This is a genomic window from Jeongeupia sp. HS-3, assembly GCF_015140455.1.
Lineage (GTDB): Bacteria > Pseudomonadota > Gammaproteobacteria > Burkholderiales > Chitinibacteraceae > Jeongeupia.
Map to the genome: position 1 here is coordinate 282,231 of NZ_AP024094.1, position 23,677 is coordinate 305,907.

Annotated in this window: 24 protein-coding genes and 3 tRNA genes; 26 read left to right on the top strand and 1 reads right to left on the bottom strand. The window is 58.9% G+C overall.

Annotated features, from left to right (window positions below):
* The first annotated feature begins 3 nt into the window (after positions 1-3).
* The 26 genes from JLC71_RS01410 to JLC71_RS01535 all read left to right on the top strand — a co-directional run bounded on the left by JLC71_RS01410 (position 4) and on the right by JLC71_RS01535 (position 22,889).
* A tRNA-Leu gene (locus JLC71_RS01410) sits at positions 4-88 on the top strand.
* Positions 89-207: 119 nt separating this feature from the next.
* The gene (ndhC, locus tag JLC71_RS01415) at positions 208-579 is read left to right on the top strand and encodes an NADH-quinone oxidoreductase subunit A (protein ID WP_200916911.1); all 372 of its coding nucleotides are present in this window, start codon (positions 208-210) and stop codon (positions 577-579) included.
* A gap of 4 nt (positions 580-583) precedes the next feature.
* Positions 584-1,060 carry a NuoB/complex I 20 kDa subunit family protein gene (locus JLC71_RS01420; RefSeq protein WP_189458291.1) on the top strand — a complete coding sequence of 159 codons (477 nt, stop codon included), beginning with the start codon at positions 584-586 and terminating at the stop codon, positions 1,058-1,060.
* A 4-nt stretch (positions 1,061-1,064) separates the two neighbouring features.
* Entirely contained in the window at positions 1,065-1,658 is a 594-nt protein-coding gene (locus JLC71_RS01425) for an NADH-quinone oxidoreductase subunit C (RefSeq protein ID WP_200916912.1), read from the top strand.
* Entirely contained in the window at positions 1,648-2,904 is a 1,257-nt protein-coding gene (locus tag JLC71_RS01430) for an NADH-quinone oxidoreductase subunit D (protein WP_200916913.1), read from the top strand. Before JLC71_RS01425 ends, JLC71_RS01430 begins: the two co-directional genes overlap by 11 nt.
* Positions 2,904-3,407, top strand: a complete 504-nt coding sequence (gene nuoE, locus JLC71_RS01435; RefSeq protein WP_200916914.1) for an NADH-quinone oxidoreductase subunit NuoE — start codon at positions 2,904-2,906, stop codon at positions 3,405-3,407. Before JLC71_RS01430 ends, nuoE begins: the two co-directional genes overlap by 1 nt.
* 1 nt (position 3,408) lies before the next feature.
* Positions 3,409-4,698, top strand: a complete 1,290-nt coding sequence (nuoF, locus tag JLC71_RS01440; protein WP_200916915.1) for an NADH-quinone oxidoreductase subunit NuoF — start codon at positions 3,409-3,411, stop codon at positions 4,696-4,698.
* Positions 4,699-4,738: 40 nt separating this feature from the next.
* Positions 4,739-7,036, top strand: coding sequence for an NADH-quinone oxidoreductase subunit NuoG (gene nuoG / locus JLC71_RS01445; RefSeq protein ID WP_200916916.1), 2,298 nt, complete (start codon positions 4,739-4,741; stop codon positions 7,034-7,036).
* 10 nt (positions 7,037-7,046) lie between these two features.
* On the top strand, positions 7,047-8,099 hold the full coding sequence (gene nuoH / locus JLC71_RS01450) for an NADH-quinone oxidoreductase subunit NuoH (protein WP_200916917.1): 1,053 nt from the start codon (positions 7,047-7,049) through the stop codon (positions 8,097-8,099).
* 12 nt (positions 8,100-8,111) lie between these two features.
* Positions 8,112-8,603, top strand: a complete 492-nt coding sequence (gene nuoI, locus JLC71_RS01455; RefSeq protein WP_200916918.1) for an NADH-quinone oxidoreductase subunit NuoI — start codon at positions 8,112-8,114, stop codon at positions 8,601-8,603.
* A gap of 15 nt (positions 8,604-8,618) precedes the next feature.
* Positions 8,619-9,251: an NADH-quinone oxidoreductase subunit J gene (locus tag JLC71_RS01460; RefSeq protein ID WP_200916919.1), complete on the top strand. Its 633-nt coding sequence runs from the start codon at positions 8,619-8,621 to the stop codon at positions 9,249-9,251.
* Positions 9,252-9,270: 19 nt separating this feature from the next.
* Complete coding sequence (nuoK, locus tag JLC71_RS01465; protein WP_200916920.1) at positions 9,271-9,576, top strand: NADH-quinone oxidoreductase subunit NuoK; 306 nt, start codon at positions 9,271-9,273, stop codon at positions 9,574-9,576.
* Positions 9,577-9,610: 34 nt separating this feature from the next.
* Positions 9,611-11,665 carry an NADH-quinone oxidoreductase subunit L gene (nuoL, locus tag JLC71_RS01470; protein WP_200916921.1) on the top strand — a complete coding sequence of 685 codons (2,055 nt, stop codon included), beginning with the start codon at positions 9,611-9,613 and terminating at the stop codon, positions 11,663-11,665.
* Positions 11,666-11,698: 33 nt separating this feature from the next.
* Positions 11,699-13,198, top strand: a complete 1,500-nt coding sequence (locus JLC71_RS01475) for an NADH-quinone oxidoreductase subunit M (RefSeq protein WP_200916922.1) — start codon at positions 11,699-11,701, stop codon at positions 13,196-13,198.
* 19 nt (positions 13,199-13,217) lie between these two features.
* Positions 13,218-14,675, top strand: coding sequence for an NADH-quinone oxidoreductase subunit NuoN (gene nuoN, locus JLC71_RS01480; protein ID WP_200918225.1), 1,458 nt, complete (start codon positions 13,218-13,220; stop codon positions 14,673-14,675).
* 6 nt (positions 14,676-14,681) lie between these two features.
* The gene (locus tag JLC71_RS01485; protein ID WP_200916923.1) at positions 14,682-14,975 is read left to right on the top strand and encodes a DUF2818 family protein; all 294 of its coding nucleotides are present in this window, start codon (positions 14,682-14,684) and stop codon (positions 14,973-14,975) included.
* A 112-nt stretch (positions 14,976-15,087) separates the two neighbouring features.
* Positions 15,088-15,164: transfer RNA gene (locus JLC71_RS01490), tRNA-Val, on the top strand.
* A gap of 177 nt (positions 15,165-15,341) precedes the next feature.
* The gene (gene thrS, locus JLC71_RS01495) at positions 15,342-17,240 is read left to right on the top strand and encodes a threonine--tRNA ligase (RefSeq protein ID WP_200916924.1); all 1,899 of its coding nucleotides are present in this window, start codon (positions 15,342-15,344) and stop codon (positions 17,238-17,240) included.
* A gap of 51 nt (positions 17,241-17,291) precedes the next feature.
* Entirely contained in the window at positions 17,292-17,813 is a 522-nt protein-coding gene (infC, locus tag JLC71_RS01500; RefSeq protein WP_200918226.1) for a translation initiation factor IF-3, read from the top strand.
* Between the two features lie 145 nt (positions 17,814-17,958).
* Complete coding sequence (gene rpmI / locus JLC71_RS01505; protein WP_200916925.1) at positions 17,959-18,156, top strand: 50S ribosomal protein L35; 198 nt, start codon at positions 17,959-17,961, stop codon at positions 18,154-18,156.
* A gap of 16 nt (positions 18,157-18,172) precedes the next feature.
* Entirely contained in the window at positions 18,173-18,532 is a 360-nt protein-coding gene (gene rplT, locus JLC71_RS01510; protein WP_200916926.1) for a 50S ribosomal protein L20, read from the top strand.
* Between the two features lie 145 nt (positions 18,533-18,677).
* Complete coding sequence (gene pheS, locus JLC71_RS01515; protein WP_200916927.1) at positions 18,678-19,679, top strand: phenylalanine--tRNA ligase subunit alpha; 1,002 nt, start codon at positions 18,678-18,680, stop codon at positions 19,677-19,679.
* A gap of 79 nt (positions 19,680-19,758) precedes the next feature.
* Entirely contained in the window at positions 19,759-22,113 is a 2,355-nt protein-coding gene (gene pheT, locus JLC71_RS01520) for a phenylalanine--tRNA ligase subunit beta (RefSeq protein ID WP_200916928.1), read from the top strand.
* 20 nt (positions 22,114-22,133) lie between these two features.
* Positions 22,134-22,451: an integration host factor subunit alpha gene (locus JLC71_RS01525; RefSeq protein WP_200916929.1), complete on the top strand. Its 318-nt coding sequence runs from the start codon at positions 22,134-22,136 to the stop codon at positions 22,449-22,451.
* Complete coding sequence (locus JLC71_RS01530; protein ID WP_200916930.1) at positions 22,417-22,776, top strand: MerR family transcriptional regulator; 360 nt, start codon at positions 22,417-22,419, stop codon at positions 22,774-22,776. The genes JLC71_RS01525 and JLC71_RS01530 overlap by 35 nt, the downstream gene beginning before the upstream one ends.
* Positions 22,777-22,812: 36 nt before the next feature.
* Positions 22,813-22,889, top strand: a tRNA-Pro gene (locus JLC71_RS01535).
* Positions 22,890-23,009: 120 nt separating this feature from the next.
* On the opposite strand, the gene JLC71_RS01540 is transcribed toward JLC71_RS01535, so the two are convergent.
* Positions 23,010-23,672, bottom strand: a complete 663-nt coding sequence (locus tag JLC71_RS01540) for a hypothetical protein (RefSeq protein WP_200916931.1) — start codon at positions 23,670-23,672, stop codon at positions 23,010-23,012.
* Positions 23,673-23,677: the final 5 nt, after the last annotated feature.

Consider the following 23,677-nt stretch of genomic DNA (forward strand, 5'->3'; position numbering starts at 1 on the left):
TTGGCCGACATGGTGAAATTGGTAGACACGCTATCTTGAGGGGGTAGTGGCTGCGGCTGTGTGAGTTCGAGTCTCACTGTCGGCACCATCTGTTTATGAAAAAACCGGGGCAACCCGGTTTTTTTTCGAGCGCGATAACAAGTGAGCCGGGCGTGATGCGTCCGGTGTTGTCGTTAGATCAACATCATTCAAGAAACGGGGATTTGCATGCTAGAAGAGAATTACTTCCCCATTTTGCTGTTCCTGATCATCGGCCTTCTCGTCGGTGTCGCTCCGCTCTGTATGGGGTGGGGGGTCAGCAAAATGCTGGGGACCAATAAACCCGATGCCGAAAAGCTTTTGCCGTACGAGTGCGGTTTCGATGCCTTCGAAGAAGGCCGCATGCAGTTTGATGTCCGTTATTACCTCGTCGCCATCCTGTTCATTCTGTTCGATCTCGAAGTGGCCTTCCTGGTGCCTTGGGCGCTGGTGCTCAAGGATATCGGCAGCTTCGGCTTCTTCTCCATGATGATTTTCCTGGCCGTTCTGGTTGTTGGTTTCATCTACGAGTGGAAGAAGGGCGCTTTGGAGTGGGAGTGATTTGATGCAAGCGCAAAACCTTGAAAAAGGGTTTCTCACGACGACGGTCGATACCGTCGTCAACTGGACCCGTACCGGCTCGTTGTGGCCGATGACCTTTGGACTCGCCTGTTGCGCGGTCGAGATGATGCACGCCGGCGCGGCGCGTTATGACCTCGACCGTTTCGGCATCGTGTTCCGCCCGTCGCCGCGCCAGTCCGATCTGATGATCGTGGCGGGTACCTTGTGCAACAAGATGGCGCCGGCGCTACGCCGTGTCTACGACCAGATGCCCGAGCCACGCTGGGTGCTGTCGATGGGCTCGTGCGCCAATGGGGGTGGTTACTACCACTACTCGTACTCGGTGGTGCGTGGTTGCGATCGCATCGTGCCAGTCGATGTGTACGTGCCGGGCTGTCCGCCGACGGCAGAAGCGCTGCTGTACGGCTTGATCCAGTTGCAGAACAAGATCAAGCGCACCAACACGATCGCGCGGAGCTGACCCGATGGCCAAGCTGAATACCCTGATGGAAAGCCTCGAGCGCGTGCTCGGCGACAAGCTCGCCAATATCAAATGCGTGCTTGATGAGGTGACGATCGAGATCAAGGCCGCCGATTACGCCGCGGCCATGCTCCTGCTGCGTGACCATGCCGAGCTGCGCTTCGAATCCTGTGTCGACGTCTGTGGTGTCGACTACAGCACGTACAAAGACAGTGTCTGGGAAGGCTCGCGTTTTGCCGCGGTCTACCACTTGCTGTCGTACGCCAATAACCAGCGTTTGCGCGTACGCGTGTTTGCGCTGGACGATGATTTCCCGGTGCTGCCGTCGTCGGTCGATGTCTGGTCGGGCAATAACTGGTTCGAGCGCGAAGCGTTCGACCTGTACGGCATCATTTTTGAAGGCCATCCGGACTTGCGTCGCATTCTGACTGACTACGGTTTTGTCGGTCACCCGTTCCGCAAGGACTTCCCGGTCTCGGGTTACGTCGAAATGCGTTACGACCCCGAGCAGGCGCGTGTGATTTATCAGCCCGTCACCATTGAGCCGCGCGAAATCACCCCGCGCATCATTCGCGAGGAGAACTACGGTGGCGTCTGAAATCCGTAACTACACCCTCAACTTCGGCCCGCAGCACCCGGCTGCGCACGGCGTGTTGCGCCTCGTGCTCGAACTCGACGGCGAAGTCGTCGAGCGTGCCGACCCGCATATCGGCCTTTTGCATCGCGCCACCGAAAAACTGGCCGAATCCAAGACCTATATTCAGTCGCTGCCGTATATGGATCGTCTCGACTATGTGTCGATGATGGCCAACGAGCACGCGTACTGCATGGCGATCGAAAAGCTGCTGCAGCTTGATGTGCCGATCCGTGCGCAATACATCCGCGTGATGTTCGACGAAATCACCCGGGTGCTGAATCACCTGATGTGGATCGGCTCGCACGGCCTCGATTGCGGCGCGATGACCGTTTTTCTGTACGCCTTCCGCGAACGTGAAGATCTGATGGATGTCTACGAGGCAGTGTCGGGCGCGCGTATGCACGCGGCTTACTACCGTCCAGGTGGCGTGTATCGCGATCTGCCGGACACCATGCCGCAATACCAGGCATCCAAGGTGCGCAACGCGGCCGCGATCAAGAAACTCAATGCCAATCGCGAAGGTTCGGTGCTCGATTTCATCGAAGACTTCACCAACCGTTTCCCGACCTGCGTCGACGAATACGAAACGCTGCTGACCGATAACCGCATCTGGAAGCAACGGACCGTCGGCATTGGCGTGCTGAGCGCGGAGCGCGCGATGGCGCTGGGGCTGACCGGTCCGATGCTGCGTGGCTCGGGTGTGGCTTGGGACTTGCGCAAAAAGCAGCCGTACGAAGTTTATGACAAGCTCGATTTCGATATTCCGGTCGGCGTGAATGGCGATTGCTACGACCGCTATCTGGTGCGTATCGAAGAAATGCGCCAGTCCAATCGCATCATCAAGCAGTGCGTGAAATGGCTGCGCGAGAATCCGGGCCCTGTGATCACCACCGACACCAAGGTGGCGCCGCCGTCGCGTGAAAGCATGAAGACGAATATGGAGGATCTGATCCACCACTTCAAGCTGTTCACCGAGGGTATGCACGTGCCCGAAGGCGAGGCGTATGCCGCCATTGAGCACCCGAAGGGCGAGTTCGGCATCTATATGGTGTCCGACGGTGCCAACAAGCCGTACCGGCTGAAAATTCGCGCGCCGGGCTTTGCCCATTTGGCCGCGCTCGACGAAATGGCGCGTGGCCACATGTTGTCCGACGTTGTCGCCATTATCGGTACGCAAGACATCGTTTTCGGGGAGATTGACCGCTAATGGTTACCAGTAATCTGACACCGGCAGCTACGCTGAGTGCCGATTCGCAAGCGCGGATCGATCGCGAGCTTGCCAAATATCCTGCGGACCAGCGTCGCTCGGCCTTGATGAGCGCCTTGCGCATTGCTCAGGTTGAACATCGCTGGTTGTCGAACGAGATCGTCGCTGTCGTCGCCGACTATGTTGGCGTTGCGCCGATCGCGGCGATGGAAGTCGCCACGTTCTACAACATGTTTGATCTTAAGCCCGTGGGTCGCCATAAGATTACCGTCTGTACCAACCTGCCCTGTGCCTTGTCGGGCGGGTATCAGGCCGCTGATTACCTGAAGAGCAAACTCGGCATCGGTTTCAATGAAACCACCGCCGACGGCAAGTTCACGCTGAAGGAAGGTGAATGCATGGGCGCTTGCGGGTACGCGCCGGTGATGCTGGTGAACAACCACAGCATGTGCAATCACATGACGCCTGAGGCGATCGACAAGAAACTGGCGGAGCTCGAATAAGATGACCGTTTACGTCAAAGGCGTCGTATTCGAGGGTGTTGATCTGGATGATCAAAACAGCTGGAAGCTCGACTCATATGTGCAGCGTGGCGGTTATGCCGCGCTGAAGAAAATCATCGCCAACAAAATCACGCAGGATGAAATCATCGCCGAGATGAAAGCATCCGGCTTGCGTGGCCGTGGCGGTGCAGGCTTTCCGACCGGGCTGAAGTGGTCGTTCATGCCGCGCAGCTTCCCGGGTCAGAAGTATCTCGTCTGCAATACCGACGAGGGCGAACCGGGTACCTTCAAGGATCTGGATATCCAGGTGTACAACCCGCATGCGCTGATCGAAGGCATGATCATCGGCGCGTATGCGATGGGCATCACCGTCGGGTACAACTACATCCACGGCGAAGTGTTCGAGGCTTATGAGCGCTTTGAAGTCGCGCTGGAAGAAGCCCGCGCTGCCGGCTTCCTCGGCGACAACATCCTGGGTTCGGATTTCTGCTTCCAGTTGCACGGCCATCACGGTTACGGCGCCTATATCTGCGGCGAAGAAACCGCCTTGCTCGAATCGCTCGAAGGCAAGAAAGGCCAGCCGCGCTTCAAGCCGCCATTCCCGGCCAGTTTTGGCCTGTATGGCAAGCCGACCACAATCAATAACACCGAAACATTTGCCTCGGTGCCGTACATCATCCGCGAGGGTGGGCAGAAATTCCTTGAGCTGGGCAAGCCGAACAACGGCGGCACCAAGCTGTTCTCGGTCTCGGGGCATGTGAACCGCCCGGGCAACTACGAGATTCCGCTCGGCACACCGTTCAGCGAACTGCTGGAAATGTGCGGCGGCATGCGCGACGGCAAGAAACTCAAGGCGGTGATTCCCGGCGGTTCGTCCTCCCCGGTCTTGCCGGCCGACATCATCATGCAGTGCACGATGGACTATGACTCGATTTCCAAGGCGGGGTCGATGCTCGGCTCCGGTGCGGTCATCGTCATGGACGAAACCACCTGCATGGTGAAGGCGCTCGAGCGTTTGTCGTACTTCTACTTCGAAGAGTCATGCGGTCAGTGCACGCCTTGCCGTGAAGGCACGGGCTGGCTGTATCGCGTTGTCCACCGGATCGAACGCGGCGAAGGCCGTCCGGAAGATCTCGATCTGCTGTTGTCCGTTGGCGGTAATATCGCCGGTCGGACCATCTGCGCGCTCGGCGATGCCGCCGTGATGCCGGTGCAGGGGATGCTCAAGCATTTCCGCAGCGAATTCGAACACCACATTGAACACAAGCAGTGCCTGGTTCCAGGCTTCTGAGTGGGTTTGGTTAAAAATTTGCCATTGAATCGAGTCGATCATGCTGGAAATTGAAATCGACGGTAAGAAACTGACAGTTCCGACGGGTAGCACCGTGATGGACGCCGCCAATTCCATTGGCGTGCACATCCCGCACTTCTGCTACCACAAGAAGCTGTCGATTGCCGCGAACTGCCGGATGTGCCTGGTTCAGGTCGAGAAAGCGCCCAAGCCGCTACCCGCCTGTGCTACCCCCGTCACCGACGGGATGAAGGTCTACACCCACTCCGATATGGCCGTGAAGGCCCAGAAGGGGGTGATGGAATTCCTGCTGATTAACCATCCGCTCGACTGCCCGATCTGCGATCAGGGCGGCGAATGCCAGTTGCAAGATCTGGCGGTCGGTTATGGTCAGTCGGGCTCGCGCTATGAAGAAGAAAAGCGCGTCGTCACCAACAAGAACCTCGGTCCGCTGATCTCGACCGACATGACGCGTTGCATCCATTGCAGCCGCTGCGTGCGCTTTACCGAAGAGATCGCCGGCTACCAGGAGCTCGGCATGCCGGGCCGTGGTGAGCACGTCGAGGTGATGAGCTTCATCGGCAAGACCGTGAACTCGGAAATCTCCGGCAACGTCATCGACCTGTGCCCGGTCGGCGCGCTGACCAGCAAGCCGTTCCGCTACAGCGCCCGGACGTGGGAACTCTCGCGTCGCAAGAGCGTGGGTGCGCACGACGGCTTGGGTGCCAATCTCGTTGTTCAGGTGAAGAACAACAAGGTGATGCGCGTTCTCCCGCTGGAAAACGACGCCATCAACGAATGCTGGTTGTCCGACCGCGACCGTTTCAGCTACGAGGCGCTCAACAGCGACGCCCGTCTGACGCAGCCGATGGTCAAGGATGGCGGCGAATGGAAGGTCGTCAGTTGGCAGGCCGCGCTCGAGCTGGTTGCGACCAAGCTCAAGGGCATTACCGCCAGCCACGGCGCCGACAGTGTTGCCGCGATCGCCTCGCCGAACAGCACGCTCGAAGAACTGTACCTGCTGCGCAAGTCGCTCGCCGGTCTGGACATCCGCAACCTCGAAGCGCGCACCCGTCTCGGCGACGTGCGCTTTGAGACCAAGGCTGCCGGCTGGCTCGGTCAGAGCATTGTCGACCTCGCCGCGAGCGAGACTGTGCTGGTGATCGGCTCGACCTTGCGCAAGGAACAACCGCTGCTGGCGCAACGGCTGCGCCAGTCGGTGAAGAAGGGCTTGAAGCTTGCCGTACTGAATCCGCACGACGATGAGCTGCTGACCAAGCTGGCCGGCAAGCTGATCGTTCGCCCTGACCAACTGGTCGAAGGCGTGCTGGCAGTGTTGAAGGGCACAAGCGAGATCACCGGCAAGGCCGTGCCGGCCGAGATCGATTTGGCAGGCGTTGACGTCTCGCTTGAGGCGCGTGCGCTGGCCGAGCTGATCGTTGCCGGTGAGAAGAAAGCACTGGTGCTCGGCAATATCGCCTTGCAGCACGAACGTGCTGCCGAACTGCATGCTGCCGCCGCTGCGCTGGCCGAGATCGCCGGTGCGACGCTGGGTCTGCTGCGTGACGGCGCCAACAGCGTCGGTGCCGATATTGTCGGTTTCGCCACGGGCAAGGATCTGATCGGCGCGAACAAGAAGGCCTACGTGCTGCTGCACAGCGAACTGGCCGATTTGCGCAACGGCGCCGCCGCCAAGGCTGCGCTGACCGGTGCCGAATTCGTCGTCGCGATGACGTCGTTTGCCGACGAAGCGCGTGACTACGCCGATGTGCTGTTGCCGGTGTCGCCGTTCTCGGAGACCTCGGGCACCTTCATCAATATGGAAGGCAAGCCGCAGAGCTTCAACGGCGTGGTTCGTCCGTTGGGTGAGTCGCGTCCGGCGTGGAAGGTATTGCGCGTGCTTGGCAACATCCTCGGCCTGAATGGGTTTGACTACGACAGCTCCGAAGCCGTGCGTGCCGATGTGCTCAACGACGATATTGCCAAGGTGCTGAACAACGCACCGGCCAAGGCAGCCGCGGTCAAGGCACAGGCCGCTACCGGTCTGGTTCGTCTTGCCGAGGTGCCGCTGTACGAAACCGATGCACTGGTTCGTCGTGCACCTAGCCTGCAAGCCACGGTTGACGCCGAATCGGCAGGGCAGTTGCGCGCGAATGCGGCAACGCTGGCTTCGTTCGGTCTGGTGGCTGGCGGGAACGCCCGCGTTCAGCAAGGCGGTGCTGCGGTGACGCTGGTCGTTGCCGAAGATCAGGGCCTTGCCGATCAGGTCGTGCGCGTGCCGTTCGGCCGTGCCACGCTGCTGCTCGGTTCGGGCGCCATCGAAGTAGTCAAGGCATAAGGGGACAAGCATGGAATTTCTGCAAACCACGCTGGGCCTCAACGAAAGCCTTGCATTCTTCCTCTGGACGCTGGCGAAGATCCTCTGCATCGTCGCCCCGCTGATGGGCGCAGTCGCCTACGCCACGTACGCCGAGCGCAAGGTCATCGGCTACATGCAGATCCGGATCGGCCCGAACCGGGTCGGCCCGTTCGGTCTGCTGCAGCCGATCGCCGACGGCGTGAAGCTGCTGCTGAAGGAAATCATTACGCCGAGCGCCGCGAGCAAGGGGCTGTATTTCCTTGCGCCGGTCATGGTGCTGGTGCCGGCGCTGGCGGCTTGGGCGGTCGTGCCGTTCTATCCGGGCTTCGTCGTCGCCGATATCAACGTAGGCTTGCTCTATGTGATGGCGATCACCTCGATGGGTATCTACGGCGTGATCATCGCCGGCTGGGCGTCGAACTCGAAGTACGCCTTCCTCGGTGGCCTGCGTGCCGCTGCGCAGGTGGTGTCGTACGAACTGGCGATGGGCTTTGCGCTGGTCGGCGTCATCATGGTGTCGGGTTCGCTCAACCTGACCGAGGTCGTCAACCAGCAAGGGCACGGTATCGGCGGTGGCTCGATCCTGTCGTGGAATTTGATCCCGCTGTTGCCGCTGTTCGTCGTTTATTTCATCTCCGGTGTCGCCGAAACAAACCGCGCGCCGTTCGATGTGGTGGAAGGCGAATCGGAAATCGTTGCCGGCCACATGGTCGAGTACTCGGGGATGAGCTTTGCGCTGTTCTTCCTTGCCGAGTACGCGAACATGTGGCTGATTGCCGCGATGGCGTCGGTGATGTTCCTCGGCGGCTGGCTGTCGCCGTTCCCAGAAAGCTGGCCGATCCTCGGCGCCCCATCCTTCCTGTGGTGGGTCGCCAAGGTCGCCTTCATGATGTTCCTCTTCCTGTGGTTCCGTGCCACCTTCCCGCGTTATCGCTATGACCAGCTGATGCGTCTGGGCTGGAAGGTGTTCATCCCGGTAACGCTGGTGTGGATTGTTCTGATCGGCGCGTGGATGCAAACCCCGCTGTCGCTGTGGAAGTAAGAAGGGATAGACATGGAAAATATTGCTCATTTCTTCAAGACCTTCCTGCTGGTCGAACTGGTCAAGGGGCTGATGCTCACGGGCCGGCACTTCTTCCAGCGCAAGATCACGGTGCAGTTCCCCGAGGAAAAAACGCCGTACAGCCCGCGTTTTCGCGGTCTGCACGCCCAGCGTCGTTATGCCAACGGGGAAGAGCGCTGCATTGCCTGCAAACTGTGTGAAGCGGTTTGCCCGGCGGTGGCGATCACCATCGAATCGGAAGCGCGCCCGGACGACAACACCCGTCGCACCACGCGTTACGACATCGATCTGACCAAGTGCATCTTCTGCGGTTTCTGTGAAGAAGCCTGTCCGGTTGACGCGATCGTCGAAACGCACATTCTCGAGTATCACGGCGAGAAGCGCGGCGACCTGTACTACACCAAGCCGATGTTGCTGGCCGTCGGTGACAAGTACGAGTCGCAGATTGCAGCCAACAAGGCGGCAGACGCCAAATACCGTTAACAGGGCCGATTCGCTATGACCGAAGTAATTTTTTATGTGTTCTCCGCGATCCTGCTGTTTGCAGGTTTGCGGGTGATCACCGCCAAGAACCCGGTGCACGCCGCTTTGTATCTGGTGCTGTCGTTCTTCAACGGCGCGGTGTTGTGGATGTTGATGCGCGCCGAGTTTCTCGCGGTGTCGCTGATCGTCGTCTACGTCGGCGCGGTGATGGTGCTGTTCCTCTTTGTGGTGATGATGCTCGATGTCAACTTCGAAGAGCTGCGCAAGGGCTTCTGGAAGTACGTTCCGGTTGCCGGCACCGTTGCGGTGGTGATGGCCGTCGAGATGGTGCTGATCCTGACGCACCGCGCCGCGCAGATCGAAGGTGCGCAGCTGGTGGATCATCCGGCCGGCTACAACAACGCCAAGGTTTTGGGTGAGCTGATCTACACGCAATACTTCTTGCCGTTCCAGCTTGCCGCTGTGCTGCTGCTCGTTGGCATGATTGCGGCGATTGCGCTGACACTCAGAAAGCGCAAGAACACCAAATATCAGAATCCGGCCAAGCAGATCAAGGTCAAGCGCGACGATCGCATCAAGATCGTCTCGATGCCGACCGAGGCACGTCCGAGCGTCGATGCCCCCAAGGCCGACGGCGGCGAAGTCTGAGCGGGCAGGGGAGAATAAATTGATCACACTGACTCACTACCTCGTGCTGGCGGCAATCCTGTTTGCGATTTCCGTGTTCGGCATTTTCATGAACCGCAAGAACCTGATCGTGTTGCTGATGGCCATCGAACTGATGCTGCTGGCGGTGAACATGAACTTCATCGCCTTCTCGCAGTTCCTCGGCGATACCGCGGGCCAGGTCTTCGTCTTCTTCATCTTGACCGTGGCGGCTGCTGAATCGGCAATCGGCCTTGCGATCCTCGTGGTGCTGTTCCGCAGCCTGCGTTCGATCGACGTCGAAGACCTCGATAGCCTCAAGGGCTGACCCGATAACAAGATCGACACAACAGGTAATGCCAATGGACATGAAAACGATCTACCTGCTCATCCCGCTCGCGCCCTTGTTCGGCGCGCTGGTAGCAGGTCTCTTCGGCTGGGCGATCAGTCGCCGTGCCGCACACTGTGTGACGATTGCCGGGGTAGCGGCATCGTTGCTGCTCTCCATCTTCGTGCTGAAAGGCATTCTTTTGGACGGCGTGCAGCCATTCAATGGGACGGTCTACACCTGGCTGACAGTCAACGGCGTTGAGTTCAACGTCGGTTTCCTCGTCGACAGCCTGACCGCGATGATGATGTGCGTGGTGACCTTCGTGTCGCTGATGGTGCATATCTACACCATCGGCTACATGCAGGAAGACCCGGGCTACAACCGCTTCTTCAGCTACATCTCGCTGTTTACCTTCTCGATGCTGATGCTGGTGATGGCCAACAACTTCGTTCAGTTGTTCTTCGGCTGGGAAGCGGTGGGTCTGGTCTCGTATCTGCTGATCGGCTTCTGGTTCAAGCGCCCGACCGCGACGTTTGCCAACCTGAAGGCTTTCCTGATCAACCGCGTTGGCGACTTCGGTTTCCTGCTGGGTATCGGTCTGGTACTGGCTTACTTCGGCACGCTTGATTACGCCGCCGTGTTTGCCCAGGCGCCTGCGCTGAAAGATGCCACCGTCACCTTGTTCCCGGGCGCGACCTGGTCGCTGCTGAGTGTGACCTGCATCCTGCTGTTCATCGGTGCAATGGGTAAGTCGGCGCAGTTTCCGCTGCACGTGTGGCTGCCCGATTCGATGGAAGGCCCGACACCGATTTCGGCGCTGATTCACGCCGCAACGATGGTGACGGCCGGTATCTTCATGGTCGCGCGCATGTCGCCGATGTTCGAGCTGTCGGATACCGCGCTGAACTTCATTCTGGTGATTGGCGCGATTACCGCGCTGTTCATGGGTTTCCTTGGCATCATCCAGAACGACATCAAGCGCGTGATCGCGTACTCGACGCTGTCGCAGCTCGGCTACATGACTGTGGCACTGGGCGCTTCGGCCTACTCGGTCGCAGTGTTCCACCTGATGACGCACGCCTTCTTCAAGGCGCTGCTGTTCCTTGGTGCGGGTTCGGTGATCATGGGCATGCACCACGATCAGGACATCCGCAATATGGGTGGTCTGCGCAAGTACATGAAGATCACTTGGATCACGTCCTTGCTCGGTTCGCTGGCGCTGATCGGTACGCCGTTCTTCTCGGGCTTCTACTCCAAGGATTCGATCATCGAAGCCGTGGCTGAGTCGCATCTGCCGGGCGCGAGCTTCGCGTACTTCGCTGTGGTTGCCGGTGTGTTCGTGACTGCGTTCTATTCGTTCCGGATGTACTTCCTGGTGTTCCATGGCAAGGAGCGCTGGATGCAGAATCACGATGCACACCAGCATCATGACGACCATGCGGATGAAGAAATCTCGGCCGACCATCATCACGGTCTGGGTCCGAATGACAAGCCGCACGAGTCGCCATGGGTTGTGACGCTGCCACTGATCTTGCTGGCGATCCCGTCGGTGCTGATTGGTTACTTCGCGATCGAGCCGATGCTGTACGGCAACTTCTTCGACGGCGTGATCTTCGTGAATCACGGTGCGCACGACGCGATGGCCCTGATGAAGGAAGAGTTTCATGGCCCGCTGGGCATGGTGACGCACGCTTTCTCGACGCTGCCGCTGTGGCTGGCGATCGCCGGTGTGGTCTCGTCCTACGTGTTCTACATGGTGGCACCTGCGATCCCGGCAGCAATCGACCGCTTCTTCACCACCATTGGTGTACGCAAGCTGCTGGAAGAGAAGTACTACATGGATCATCTGTACATCGACGGCTTTGCCCGCTTCGGTCGCGTGCTCGGCACGCTGTTCTGGAAGGTGGGTGACGTGTTGCTGATTGATGGCTTGATGGTCAACGGTACGGCCAAGGTGATCGGCCTCTTCTCGAAGATCACTCGCCGTTTGCAGACCGGCTACATCTACCACTATGCGTTCGCGATGATTCTTGGCGCGCTGGTGTTGATGACCTGGTGGCTCGGTGGCGTGCTGGTTAGCCAGTAAGCTCGGTTTGAATTGATAACAAATAGGTAAACTATGACGGGTAATCTTCTGAGCCTGACGATCTGGGTGCCGATCGTCGCCGGCCTCGTCGTGCTCGCAACAGGGGGAGACCGCAACGCCAACGCCGCGCGCTGGCTTGCTCTCCTTGGCGCGCTGGCCGGCCTTTTGGTCTCGGTACCGCTCTACACCGGTTTCGATGCGCTGCACGGTGGTTTGCAGTTCGTTGAATTCACACCGTGGATTTCGAGCTTCAACATCAACTACGCGCTCGGTGTCGATGGTTTGTCGATGCTGTTCGTGATCCTCAACAGCTTCACCACGCTAATGGTGGTGATTGCTGGCTGGCAGGTGATCCAGAGCCGCGTCGCCCAGTACATGGCGGCGTTCCTGATCATGTCGGGCCTGATCAACGGTGCGTTCGCCGCATCCGATGCGATCCTGTTCTACGTGTTCTTTGAAGCGATGCTGATTCCGATGTATCTGATCATCGGCGTCTGGGGTGGTCCGAACCGGATCTACGCATCGGTGAAGTTCTTCCTGTACACGCTGTTCGGTTCGCTGCTGACGCTGGTTGCCTTTGTGTATCTGTACCAGCAGGCTGGCGGCAGCTTCGTGATCGCCGACTTCCAGCGTTTGCCGCTGAGCATGGGCGCACAGGTGATGTTGCTGATCGCCTTCTTCTTCGCCTTCGCGGTGAAGGTGCCGATGTGGCCGGTGCATACCTGGCTGCCGGATGCGCACGTCGAAGCGCCGACCGGTGGTTCGATGGTGCTGGCCGCGATCACGCTCAAGCTCGGCGCCTACGGCTTTCTGCGGTTTGCGCTGCCGATCGCACCGGATGCTGCACGCGAGTACGCCTGGGTCTTCATCATCTTCTCGCTGATCGCCGTGGTGTATATCGGCCTCGTCGCGCTGGTGCAGACCGATATGAAGAAACTGGTCGCTTATTCATCGATCTCGCACATGGGCTTCGTCACACTGGGCTTCTTCATGTTTGCCGGCGGCACGCAGCTGAATCCGTACGCGGTTGAAGGTGCGATCGTGCAGATGCTTAGCCACGGCTTCGTGTCGGCCGCGATGTTCTTCTGCATCGGCGTGATGTACGACCGCGTGCATAGCCGCAAAATCGCCGATTACGGTGGTGTGGCTAACAAGATGCCGATCTTCGCCGCCTTCATGATGCTGTTCGCGATGGCCAACTCCGGCTTGCCGGGCACCTCGGGCTTTGTCGGTGAATTCATGGTCATCCTTGGCGCGATGCAAGTGAACTTCTGGTACGCCTTCGCTGCGGCTAGCACGCTGATCTTTGGTGCTGGCTATACGTTGTGGATGTACAAGCGGGTGATCTTTGGTGACGTTGCCAATGACCATGTGGCCGAGTTGCAGGATGTGAACAAGCGTGAGTTCGTTGTGCTTGCCATCCTTGCCATCGCCGTCCTTGGCATGGGTCTGTACCCGAAGCCTTTTGTCGACGTGATGCATGTGTCGGTCAATGACCTGATCTGGCACGTCTCGCAGTCCAAGCTCCAATAAAGAGTCACCGATGAATACCATGACCTGGACCAGTCTCAACGCTGGCGTCGCGACCCCGGAGATTTTCCTGCTCTGTGCGACCTGCGCCATCCTCTTGATCGACGTATTTATGAGCGACGCCAAACGCCACATCAGCTACATGCTGACGCTGGCCGCACTCGTCGCAACCGGTTGCCTGCTGGTAACCGGCTACTCGCTGCAACCGCAACTCGCTTTCAATGGCATGTTCGTCGCCGATCCGCTCGCTTCGCTCGCCAAGCTCGGCATGGTGGTCGGCGTGATCCTAATGCTCGTGTACGGTCGCGGCTATGCCGCGGCGCGCGGCCTGTTCCGCGGCGAGCTGTTCACGCTGACGCTGTGTGCGCTGCTCGGGATGATGGTGATGGCTTCGGCCGTCAACTTCCTCGTGCTGTACGTTGGCCTCGAGCTCTTGTCGTTGTCCCTGTACGCACTGATTGCACTGCAACGGACCTCAAGCCGGGCAACCGAAGCGGCGATGAAGTACTTCATCCTCGGCGCGCTTGCCTCCGGCCTGCTGCTGTACGGCATGTCGATGGTGTACGGTGCAACCCAAAGCCTGGACGTGTTCGAAATCGCGCAAAAGATTGCCAATGACGAAGCCAATCGTTTGCTGGTGGTTTTCGGCCTCGTTTTCATCGTCACCGGTCTGGGCTTCAAGCTGGGCGCCGTGCCGTTTCACATGTGGGTGCCGGACGTATACGACGGTGCGCCGACGCTGATCTCGCAACTGATCGGCTCGGCGCCGAAGCTGGCTGCATTTGCCTTCATCATGCGCATCCTCGCGCAGGCGCTCGAGGGTTTTGCCTTCGACTGGCGTTCGATGCTGATGGTGTTGGCGGTGCTGTCGCTGGTGATCGGCAACCTGACCGCGATTGCCCAGGTGAACATCAAGCGGATGCTCGCCTACTCGACGATCTCGCACATGGGTTTCCTGATCCTGGGCATCATGGCGGCGACGCCGGACGGTTATGCTGCGGCGTTCTTCTATGCCATGACCTACATGCTGACCACGGCGGCCGGTTTCGGCATCATCATGCTGCTGTCGCGTGAAGGCTTCGAAGCCGACCAGATCGCCGATTTCCGTGGCCTGAACAAGCGCAGTCCGTGGTTCGCCGCGATGATGCTGATCGTCATGTTCTCGATGGCGGGTATTCCGGTGTTTGTTGGCTTCTTTGCCAAGCTGGCCATCATTCAGGCCATCGTTGGTCTGGGGCTGGTGTGGCTGGCGGTGATCGCGGTACTGATGTCGGTGATTGGCGCGTTCTACTACCTGCGCGTCGTCAAGGTCATGTACTTCGAAGATCCGACCGATACCGCACCGGTACAGGCCGGAACCGATGCCAAGCTCGTGCTGTCGCTCAACTGCCTGATGCTGCTGGGCTTGGGGATCATGCCGGAGCGCTTGTTGTCGGCACTGGCTACGGCATTGCAGTTCTCGCTGCACACCGGACTCTAAAGCACGATGCTGGAAGTCATCCTTCTAGGCACATTGGCGGCGTTGGCCGCCAATGTGCCTTTTGTCTCCGCACGGCTCTTTTGCCTGCTGCCGCTGGCGAGCAAGCATTTCGGCTGGCGTTTGCTCGAGTGGTCGGTTTATTACGCGGCGATCGGTGCGCTGGCGTGGTTGCTTGAGTCTCGCCTGGCGACGCCGCATTCGCAAAACTGGCAGTTTTTCGTCACCACGCTGGCGATGTTTGCCGTGCTGTCGTGGCCCGGTTTTGTCTGGCGCTATTTCTGGCGTAAGCCAGGGCTGTAAACGCCAAGGTAAAGATCAAATCGAATCAAGGGTTTATCGAGTTGATCTTCGATTTTTTGCAGAGAGTGCTTGCTGAATCTTAGTCTTGCTGCTAATATGCAGCCTCTTCGTTAGGCACGTAGCTCAGCTGGTTAGAGCACCACCTTGACATGGTGGGGGTCGTTGGTTCGAGTCCAATCGTGCCTACCAACGAATTTGGAGATCAAATCATGTTTCGAACTCGCACTACTATCCAAGACTAAGTGGGTGGCCGTGCTGGCGGATTGATTTGATTGAATGAAAAAAGTGCGGCCTGGCCGCACTTTTTTTTCGTCTTCACTTATCGTTAACGACCAATCTCCCCGGTCTTGTTCAAAGGCGCTTGCCATGCCCGTCGTCACGCTTCCTGATGGTTCCCAACGCCAATTCGATGCCCCGCTGAGCGTGCACGATGTCGCCGCCAGTATCGGCGCTGGCCTCGCCCGTGCCGCTTTGGCCGGCAAGGTTGACGGTCAGCTGGTCGATACCAGCTATTTGATTGACCGTGACGTCCGCTTGGCCATCATTACCGATCGTGATGCGGACGGTCTTGAGGTGATTCGCCACTCGACCGCTCACTTGCTTGCCTATGCGGTAAAGACGCTCTTCCCCGATGCGCAGGTGACGATTGGTCCGGTGATCGAAGATGGCTTCTATTACGACTTCAGCTATACGCGCGCATTCACGCCGGAAGATCTGGTGTTGATTGAAAAGAAAATGTCCGAGCTGGCAAAGAAAGACCTGCCGGTCGAGCGCTATGAGCTGAGTCGCGACGAGGCGGTGGCCTACTTCAAGAGTATTGGTGAGGCGTACAAGGCCGAAATTATCGAAAGCATCCCGGCCGATCAGGCCTTGAGCCTGTATCGCGAGGGTGACTTCACCGACTTGTGCCGCGGCCCGCATGTGCCGTCGACCGGCAAGCTCAAGGTATTCAAGTTGATGAAGGTGGCTGGCGCCTATTGGCGCGGTGACTCGAAGAACGAAATGCTCACCCGGATCTATGGCACGGCTTGGGCCAAGAAGGAAGACCTCGAGGCCTACCTGCACCGGCTGGAGGAGGCCGAGAAGCGCGACCATCGCAAGATCGGCAAGGCGCTGGATCTCTTCCATCTGCAGGACGAAGCACCGGGTATGGTGTTCTGGCATCCGAAGGGTTGGGCGCTGTGGCAGTCGATCGAGCAGTACATGCGTCGCAAGCTGAATCAGCACGGTTATCAGGAAATTCGCACGCCGATGGTGATGGATCGCTCGCTGTGGGAGAAGTCCGGTCACTGGGAGAACTATCGCGATGGCATGTTCACAACCGAATCGGAGAAACGCGATTACGCGGTGAAGCCGATGAACTGCCCGGGTCATATCCAGGTGTTCAATCAGGGGTTGCGCTCATACCGCGACCTGCCGGTGCGCTATGCCGAGTTTGGTTCTTGTCATCGTAACGAGCCGTCCGGTTCGCTGCACGGCATCATGCGCGTGCGCGGCTTTGTTCAGGACGACGCACACATCTTCTGTACCGAAGCACAGGTGCAGCAAGAGGCTGCAGCCTTTATCGATCTGCTGAAAGAGGTGTACGCCGACTTCGGTTTCGACGAAATTCTCGTCAAGCTGTCGACCCGTCCCGAAAAGCGTATCGGTACCGAGGAGAGCTGGGATCGTGCCGAGGCCGCATTGGCTGCCGCGCTCGACTCCAAGGGTTTGGCATTCGAGTATTTGCCGGGCGAGGGCGCCTTCTATGGCCCGAAAATCGAGTTTACGCTGAAGGATTGCCTTGGCCGCTTGTGGCAGTGCGGTACCTTGCAGATCGATCCGAACCTGCCTGAGCGTCTGGGCGCCGAGTATGTGGGCGAGGACAACAGCAAGCATCGCCCGATCATGTTGCATCGCGCCGTGCTGGGTTCGCTCGAGCGCTTTATCGGTATTCTGATCGAGAACTTCGCCGGCTCCTTCCCGCTGTGGCTGGCGCCAACGCAGTTCGTCGTGATGAATATCTCTGACGCGCAGCGTGATTATGCCGACTTCGTTGCTCAAGCACTGCGTGAGAAGGGTTTCCGTGGTGAAGCCGACTTGAGAAATGAGAAAATAACCTATAAAATTCGCGAACATAGCATGCAGCGTCTTCCTTATCAGCTCATCGTGGGTGACAAGGAAAAGGCTGCCGGCTTGGTGGCCGTGCGTAGCCGCAGTGGCGAGGATCTCGGGCAAATGACGCTGGAGGCGCTGATTGAGCGTTTCAGCGGCGAATTGCTGTAACCCGTCCGCTGAAACGCACGGTTTTTCTTTTTCCAGATTTGGAGAACTGCAATAGCTGCGCAAGATAAAGAACCGCGGATCAACGGTGAAATCACCGGCCGTGAAGTGCGACTGCAAGGGGCCGAGGGTGAACAACTCGGTATCGTGGGCTTGCTTCAAGCAATGTCGATGGCCGAAGAGGCCGAGCTCGATCTCGTAGAAATCGCCCCAAATGCGCAGCCGCCCGTTTGCCGCTTGATGGATTACGGCAAATTCAAGTTCCAGGAATCGAAGAAGAAGGCTGCTGCCAAGTCGAAGCAGAAACAGATTCAGATCAAGGAAGTCAAATTCCGTCCAGGGACTGACGAAAACGATTACCAGGTCAAACTGCGTAATCTGGTTCGCTTCCTTGAGGAAGGCGACAAGGCCAAGATCACGCTGCGTTTTCGCGGTCGTGAAATGGCCCACCAGGAGATCGGCATGGCGCAGCTCAAGCGCGTCGAGGCTGATCTGACCGAACTGGCGGTTGTGGAGCAATATCCGCGACTCGAAGGTCGGCAAATGGTGATGATGCTCGCGCCGAAGAAGAAGTAAGCGCTAGCAGCAGAATAACGGCGTGGCGACAGCCGCCGTCGAGTTCCGGAAACGGAATCGTTGTCGCAACAAAAGCGGGGTGGCGGGCTTTAAGTCTCTCAGGAGCGCCTGTCGCCTGATCCAACACAACTTGGAGTGCATATATATGCCCAAGATGAAGACCAAGAGTAGCGCCAAGAAGCGCTTCAAGGTTCTTGGTGGCGGCGGCGTCAAGCGCAGCCACGCGTTCAAGCGCCACATCCTCACCAAGAAAACCACCAAGACAAAGCGCCAATTGCGCGGCACCAGCATGGTCGATCCGTCGAACATGGGCCACGTACGTGCAATGTTGCCCTACGCGTAACTCAAGGAGATAAGAGATGCCTCGCGTTAAACGTGGTGTAACAGCCCGCGCTCGTCACAAGAAGATCCTGAAACTTGCTAAGGGCTATCGCGGCCGTCGCAAGAACGTATACCGCGTTGCCAAGCAAGCGGTAATGAAGGCCGGCCAATACGCCTACCGTGACCGTCGTCAAAGGAAGCGTCAGTTCCGTACTCTGTGGATCGCCCGTATCAACGCGGCGTCCCGTGAGTGTGGTCTGGCGTACAGCCGCTTCATGAACGGTCTGAAGAAGGCCGGTATTGAAGTTGACCGCAAGGTGCTGGCGGATCTCGCCGTGTTCGACAAGCCGGCTTTTGCCAAGTTTGTTGAGCAAGCCAAGGTTAGCCTCGCTGCCTGATCGGTAAGTGCTTGAGAAGGGAGGCTTTCCGGCCTCCCTTTTTTATTGCCGTCGCACAGGCGGTGCTTTGTCGAGATGCGATAAGCGAATGGTTTGCCCAGACCCTTCGCTTATCGTTTTTCCTGACCCATCCGGGACCCCGACCATGGTTGCGAACGTACAAACCCTTCTTGAAGAAGGTCTGGCCGCGCTGGCGGCGACGAACGACGCGCAAGAGCTGGAGAACGCCAAGGCGCGTTACATCGGCAAGGAAGGCGCGATCACCGCCTTGCTGCGTCAGCTCGGCAGCTTGCCGCCGGAAGAAAAGAAAACCTTTGGTGCGACCGTCAATCAGGCCAAGCAAGCGTTTGAAGCCGCTTTGCAGGGTCGGCGCGATGCGCTGACCGCCGACAAGCTGGCGCGCCAGCTGGCTGCCGAAGCCCTCGATGTGACCTTGCCCGGCCGCGGTCTGCCGTCCGGCGGTCTGCATCCGGTGACGCTGGTGCAGCAGCGCATCGAGGCGCTGTTCCGCTCGATCGGTTTCGATGTCGCCGACGGCCCGGAAATCGAGAACGATTTCCACAATTTCGAAGCGCTGAACATTCCCAAGGATCACCCGGCGCGCGCGATGGCCGATACCTTCTATATCGAGGGTGAAGCCGGTGGCGAGCCGCTGGTGCTGCGTACGCATACCAGCCCGATCCAGGTGCGCTACATGCTGAACAATCAGCCGCCGATCAAGATCATTGCACCGGGCCGCGTATACCGCGTCGATTCCGATGCCACGCATTCGCCGATGTTCCATCAGATGGAAGGTCTGTGGGTCGAAGAGGGGGTGTCGTTTGCCGATCTCAAGAGCGTGATCGTCGACTTTCTGCGCAACTTCTTCGAGCGTGATGACCTGCAAGTGCGTTTTCGCCCTTCGTTCTTCCCGTTCACCGAACCGTCGGCCGAGATCGATGTGCTGGGCGAGCGCGGCTGGCTAGAAGTTGGCGGCTGCGGCATGGTGCACCCGAACGTGCTGAAGAATGTTGGCATCGATGCGGAAAAGTACACCGGCTTCGCCTTCGGCATCGGTCTCGACCGTTTCGCCATGCTCTATTACGGCGTTAACGATCTGCGCTTGTTCTTCGAGAACGATCTGTCGTTCCTCGCCCAGTTCGAGTAAATCCCGAACTACCGTATTCCTTTTCCTATGCCTGAATGCGGCTGTCGCCCGGCGACGGCCGCGCTTATCGGAGCAAGCGATGAAATTTTCCGAACAATGGCTGCGTAGCTGGGTCGATCCCCAGCTCGATTCGGAGCAGCTGGCGCATCTGTTGACCATGGCCGGCCTTGAGGTCGAAGAGAACGAACCGGCTGCGCCGGCGTTCGACAATGTGTTCGTCGCCGAGGTGTTGTCGATTGCCAAGCACCCGGATGCCGATCGCCTGAATATTTGCAGCGTCAATGTCGGTGAAGCCGAGCCGATCACCATCGTCTGCGGCGCACCGAATGTCGCCGCCGGCCTGAAAGTGCCGTGCGCGCGCATTGGCGCGACTTTGCCCGGTGACTTCAAGATCAAGCGTGCCAAGGTGCGCGGGATTGAATCGTCCGGCATGTTGTGCTCGGGTGATGAGCTTGGCATTCCCGACGGTATCGACGGTCTGCTGCTGTTGCCGGCCGATGCGCCGGTCGGTGCGCCGATTCGCGAGTATCTGAATCTCGATGACCGTTTGTTGACGCTCAAGCTCACGCCAAACCGTGCCGATTGCCTGTCGATCAAGGGTATTGCCCGCGAAGTCGCCGCACTGACCGGGGCTGTGGTCAAGCCAGTGTTGCCACAAGCCGTTGTGCCGACGATCGACGATGTTCGCGCCGTGTCGCTGCGCGCTGCCGAAGCGTGTCCTCGCTACGCTGGCCGGGTGCTGCGCAATGTGGACACCTCCGCACCGACGCCTGACTGGATGAAGCAGCGTCTGGCGCGCTCAGGGCTGCGCTCGATTTCGGCCGTCGTCGACGTCACCAATTACGTGCTGCTCGAACAAGGCCAGCCGATGCATGCCTTTGATCTGGCCAAGATCGACGGCGGCATCACCGCGCGGTTTGCCGTTGCCGGCGAGGCGCTGACCTTGTTGAACGAGAAGGAGATCAAACTCGAAGCCGACATGCTGGTGATCGCCGATGAGGCCAAAGCCTTGGCGCTGGCCGGCGTGATGGGCGGGCTGGATTCGTCGGTTGGCGAAACCACGCGTGAGCTATTCCTCGAGTCAGCGTATTTCGCCCCGGTCAATATCGCCGGCAAGGGCCGTCGTCTCGGTTTCTCGTCCGATAGCGCGCACCGGTTCGAACGCGGCGTCGATTTCGGTGCCTGCCGTGAGGCGCTGGAGCGTGCCACGCAACTGATTATCGAGATCTGTGGTGGCGATGCCGGCCCGGTGACCGAAGCCGTCGCCGAATTGCCGGCGCGCCAACCGGTGGCGCTGCGCGTGTCGCGCGTTGCCAGGGTGCTCGGCGTGAGTTTGTCGGCCGACGAGATCGTCGCCATCCTTGGCCGTATCGGCCTACCGACCGCGCTCGACGGTGACGTGGTCACTGTCACGCCGCCGAGCTTCCGTTTCGATATCGAAATTGAAGACGACCTGATCGAAGAAGTGGCGCGTGTTTACGGCTACGAGAATATCCCGGTGTCGGCGTCGAATGCTAAGCTGGCGATGTTGCCGCTGCCGGGTGATGCGCGCGGCAAGATGCTATTGAAGAACCTGTTGGTGGCGCGCGATTACCGCGAAGCGATCAACTACGCGTTTGTCGAAGCAAAGTGGGAAGCCGATTTTGCCGCCAATACCGCGCCGGTGAAGCTGATTAACCCGATTGCCAGTCAGATGAGTGTGATGCGCTCGACGCTGATCGGTGGCCTGGTCGCGGGCCTCAAGCACAACCTCAACCGCAAGCAAGAGCGTGTGCGCCTGTTTGAAGTGGCGCGCGTCTTCCACGGCGTGGCCGCCGAAGTGCAGCCTGAACGAATCGCCGCGCTGGCATGGGGCGCACGTGCGCCCGAGCAGTGGGGTGCCGGCAAGGACAAGGTCGATTTCTTCGATGTGAAGGCCGATGTCGAAGCGCTGATCGCGCCGCGCGTGGCCGAATTCCGCCGCGCCAATCATCCGGCACTGCATCCCGGTCGTTCGGCCGATGTGGTACTCGACGGTATCGTGATCGGTGTCGTCGGTGAACTGCATCCGCAGTGGGTACAGGCATACGAGCTGGGTTTGGCGCCGGTGTTGTTCGAGCTTGATGTGGCTGCTTTGCTGGCCGTGTCGCGGATCAAGGCCGAGGCCGTATCCAAGTTCCAGCCGGTGCGGCGGGATCTGGCGCTGGTGGTCGATGAAGCCATATCGGTGGCCGAGTTGCAGGCAGCATTCCGGGCGGTGAAAAACCCGTTGGTGACCGAGGTCGCACTGTTTGACGTTTACCGCGGCAAAGGTGTTGAGGAAGGAAAAAAGAGCCTTGCATTCAAGGTGTTAATCCAAGATACTCGGAAAAATTTGACCGATGAAGAGGTCGATGCCGCGGTTAGCCAGTTGCTTCGCAAGGCGGAAACGTGCGGCGCGATGTTGAGGGCGTAATGCAGTACGGAATCACAACAATGACGCTGACGAAGGCCGACCTTGCCGACATGCTGTTCGACAAGGTAGGTCTCAACAAGCGCGAAGCAAAAGACATGGTCGAGGCGTTTTTCGAAGAAATTCGCCTTTCGCTCGCCGAAGGGGATGTAGTCAAGTTGTCGGGTTTCGGCAACTTTCAGCTGCGCGACAAGCCGCAGCGCCCTGGCCGCAATCCAAAGACCGGGGAAGAAATCCCGATTTCCGCCCGCCGGGTGGTGACCTTTCACGCCAGCCAGAAGCTCAAAGGGCTAGTCGAACTCCACTATGCAAAGCACCAGCAACGTCGTCCCGACCAATGAGCTACCGCCGATTCCGGCCAAGCGCTATTTCACCATTGGTGAAGTGAGTGAGCTGTGCGGGCTGAAGCCGCATGTGCTGCGTTACTGGGAGCAGGAATTCACCCAGCTCAAGCCGGTAAAGCGGCGCGGCAACCGGCGCTATTATCAGCACCATGAAGTATTGTTGGTGCGGCGCATTCGCTCGCTGTTGTACGAGCAAGGCTTCACCATCAGCGGCGCCCGCAACCAGCTCGCGCATCTGGGTGAGGGCGCGGCGGGCAGCAATGAAATGACGGCTTCGGTGCGGCAGGAGTTGCAAGCCTTACTGGACTGGCTGAAGCTCTAGCGCGACGCGAGCGAAGACGTTATACTTCGCAACTCTCGGAATGTGGCGCAGCCTGGTAGCGCACTTGCATGGGGTGCAAGGGGTCGCGAGTTCGAATCCCGCCATTCCGACCAATTAGATTAAGGGGTTAGCTTCGGCTAACCCCTTTTTCATTCCGCGTTTTATTAGAAGTTCTTCTAATACGCTTTCGATATGTGCATGAAAAAGCCCGCTTCTGCGGGCTTTTTTGCGTCCTATCCGGCTTTTCTAGCGGGTAAATGCAACACCACCTCGCTGACTGGCATATCGCGTAATTTGATGTAGGTTTCCGTCATGCTTGTGTCGGTATGCGTGGCTCCAACACTGATTTGCCCGATGTTATAGCCGGCACGCTTCGCATCGGTCATCTTGGCTTCGCGCTCGATCGCCGGAGCGTGCAGCCGGTCGAACTCGGCCAGAACCCGGGCGCAGAACGGATGCAGCTGGGCCTTCGGGTCCGGATGCAGAAGATAGGCCGAATCGGTCTTGGCCAGATGGTCGCGGTAGATGCCGGAAAGCTTCTTGGCTCCCTCGGCTGGCACCTGAATCCGTGCATTCCCGAGCGGCGCATAGCCCATGTGGCTGAGCGTGCGCGCGGCGACCAGCTCGTGGCCGGCGTCGATCTGGGCCTGCGCCAGCTCGCACACCTGGTCTTCGCTCCAGCCGTGATTGATCAGTGTTTCCACTTTGCCGGCCAGCGATTTCTTGGTGTCGTCATCGATGTCATTGGCGGCATCGATGGTGTCGGACAGCAGTTTGCGGCGGGCGGCGGTGGTTTCGGACAGTTGGCGTGCAGCGGTCGCTTGTTCGGCCAGCGCCTTGTTGACCTGCGCGGTGACGGCATCCGCGTTCAGACCGCCGATCGACAGCTGGATCACCGGTG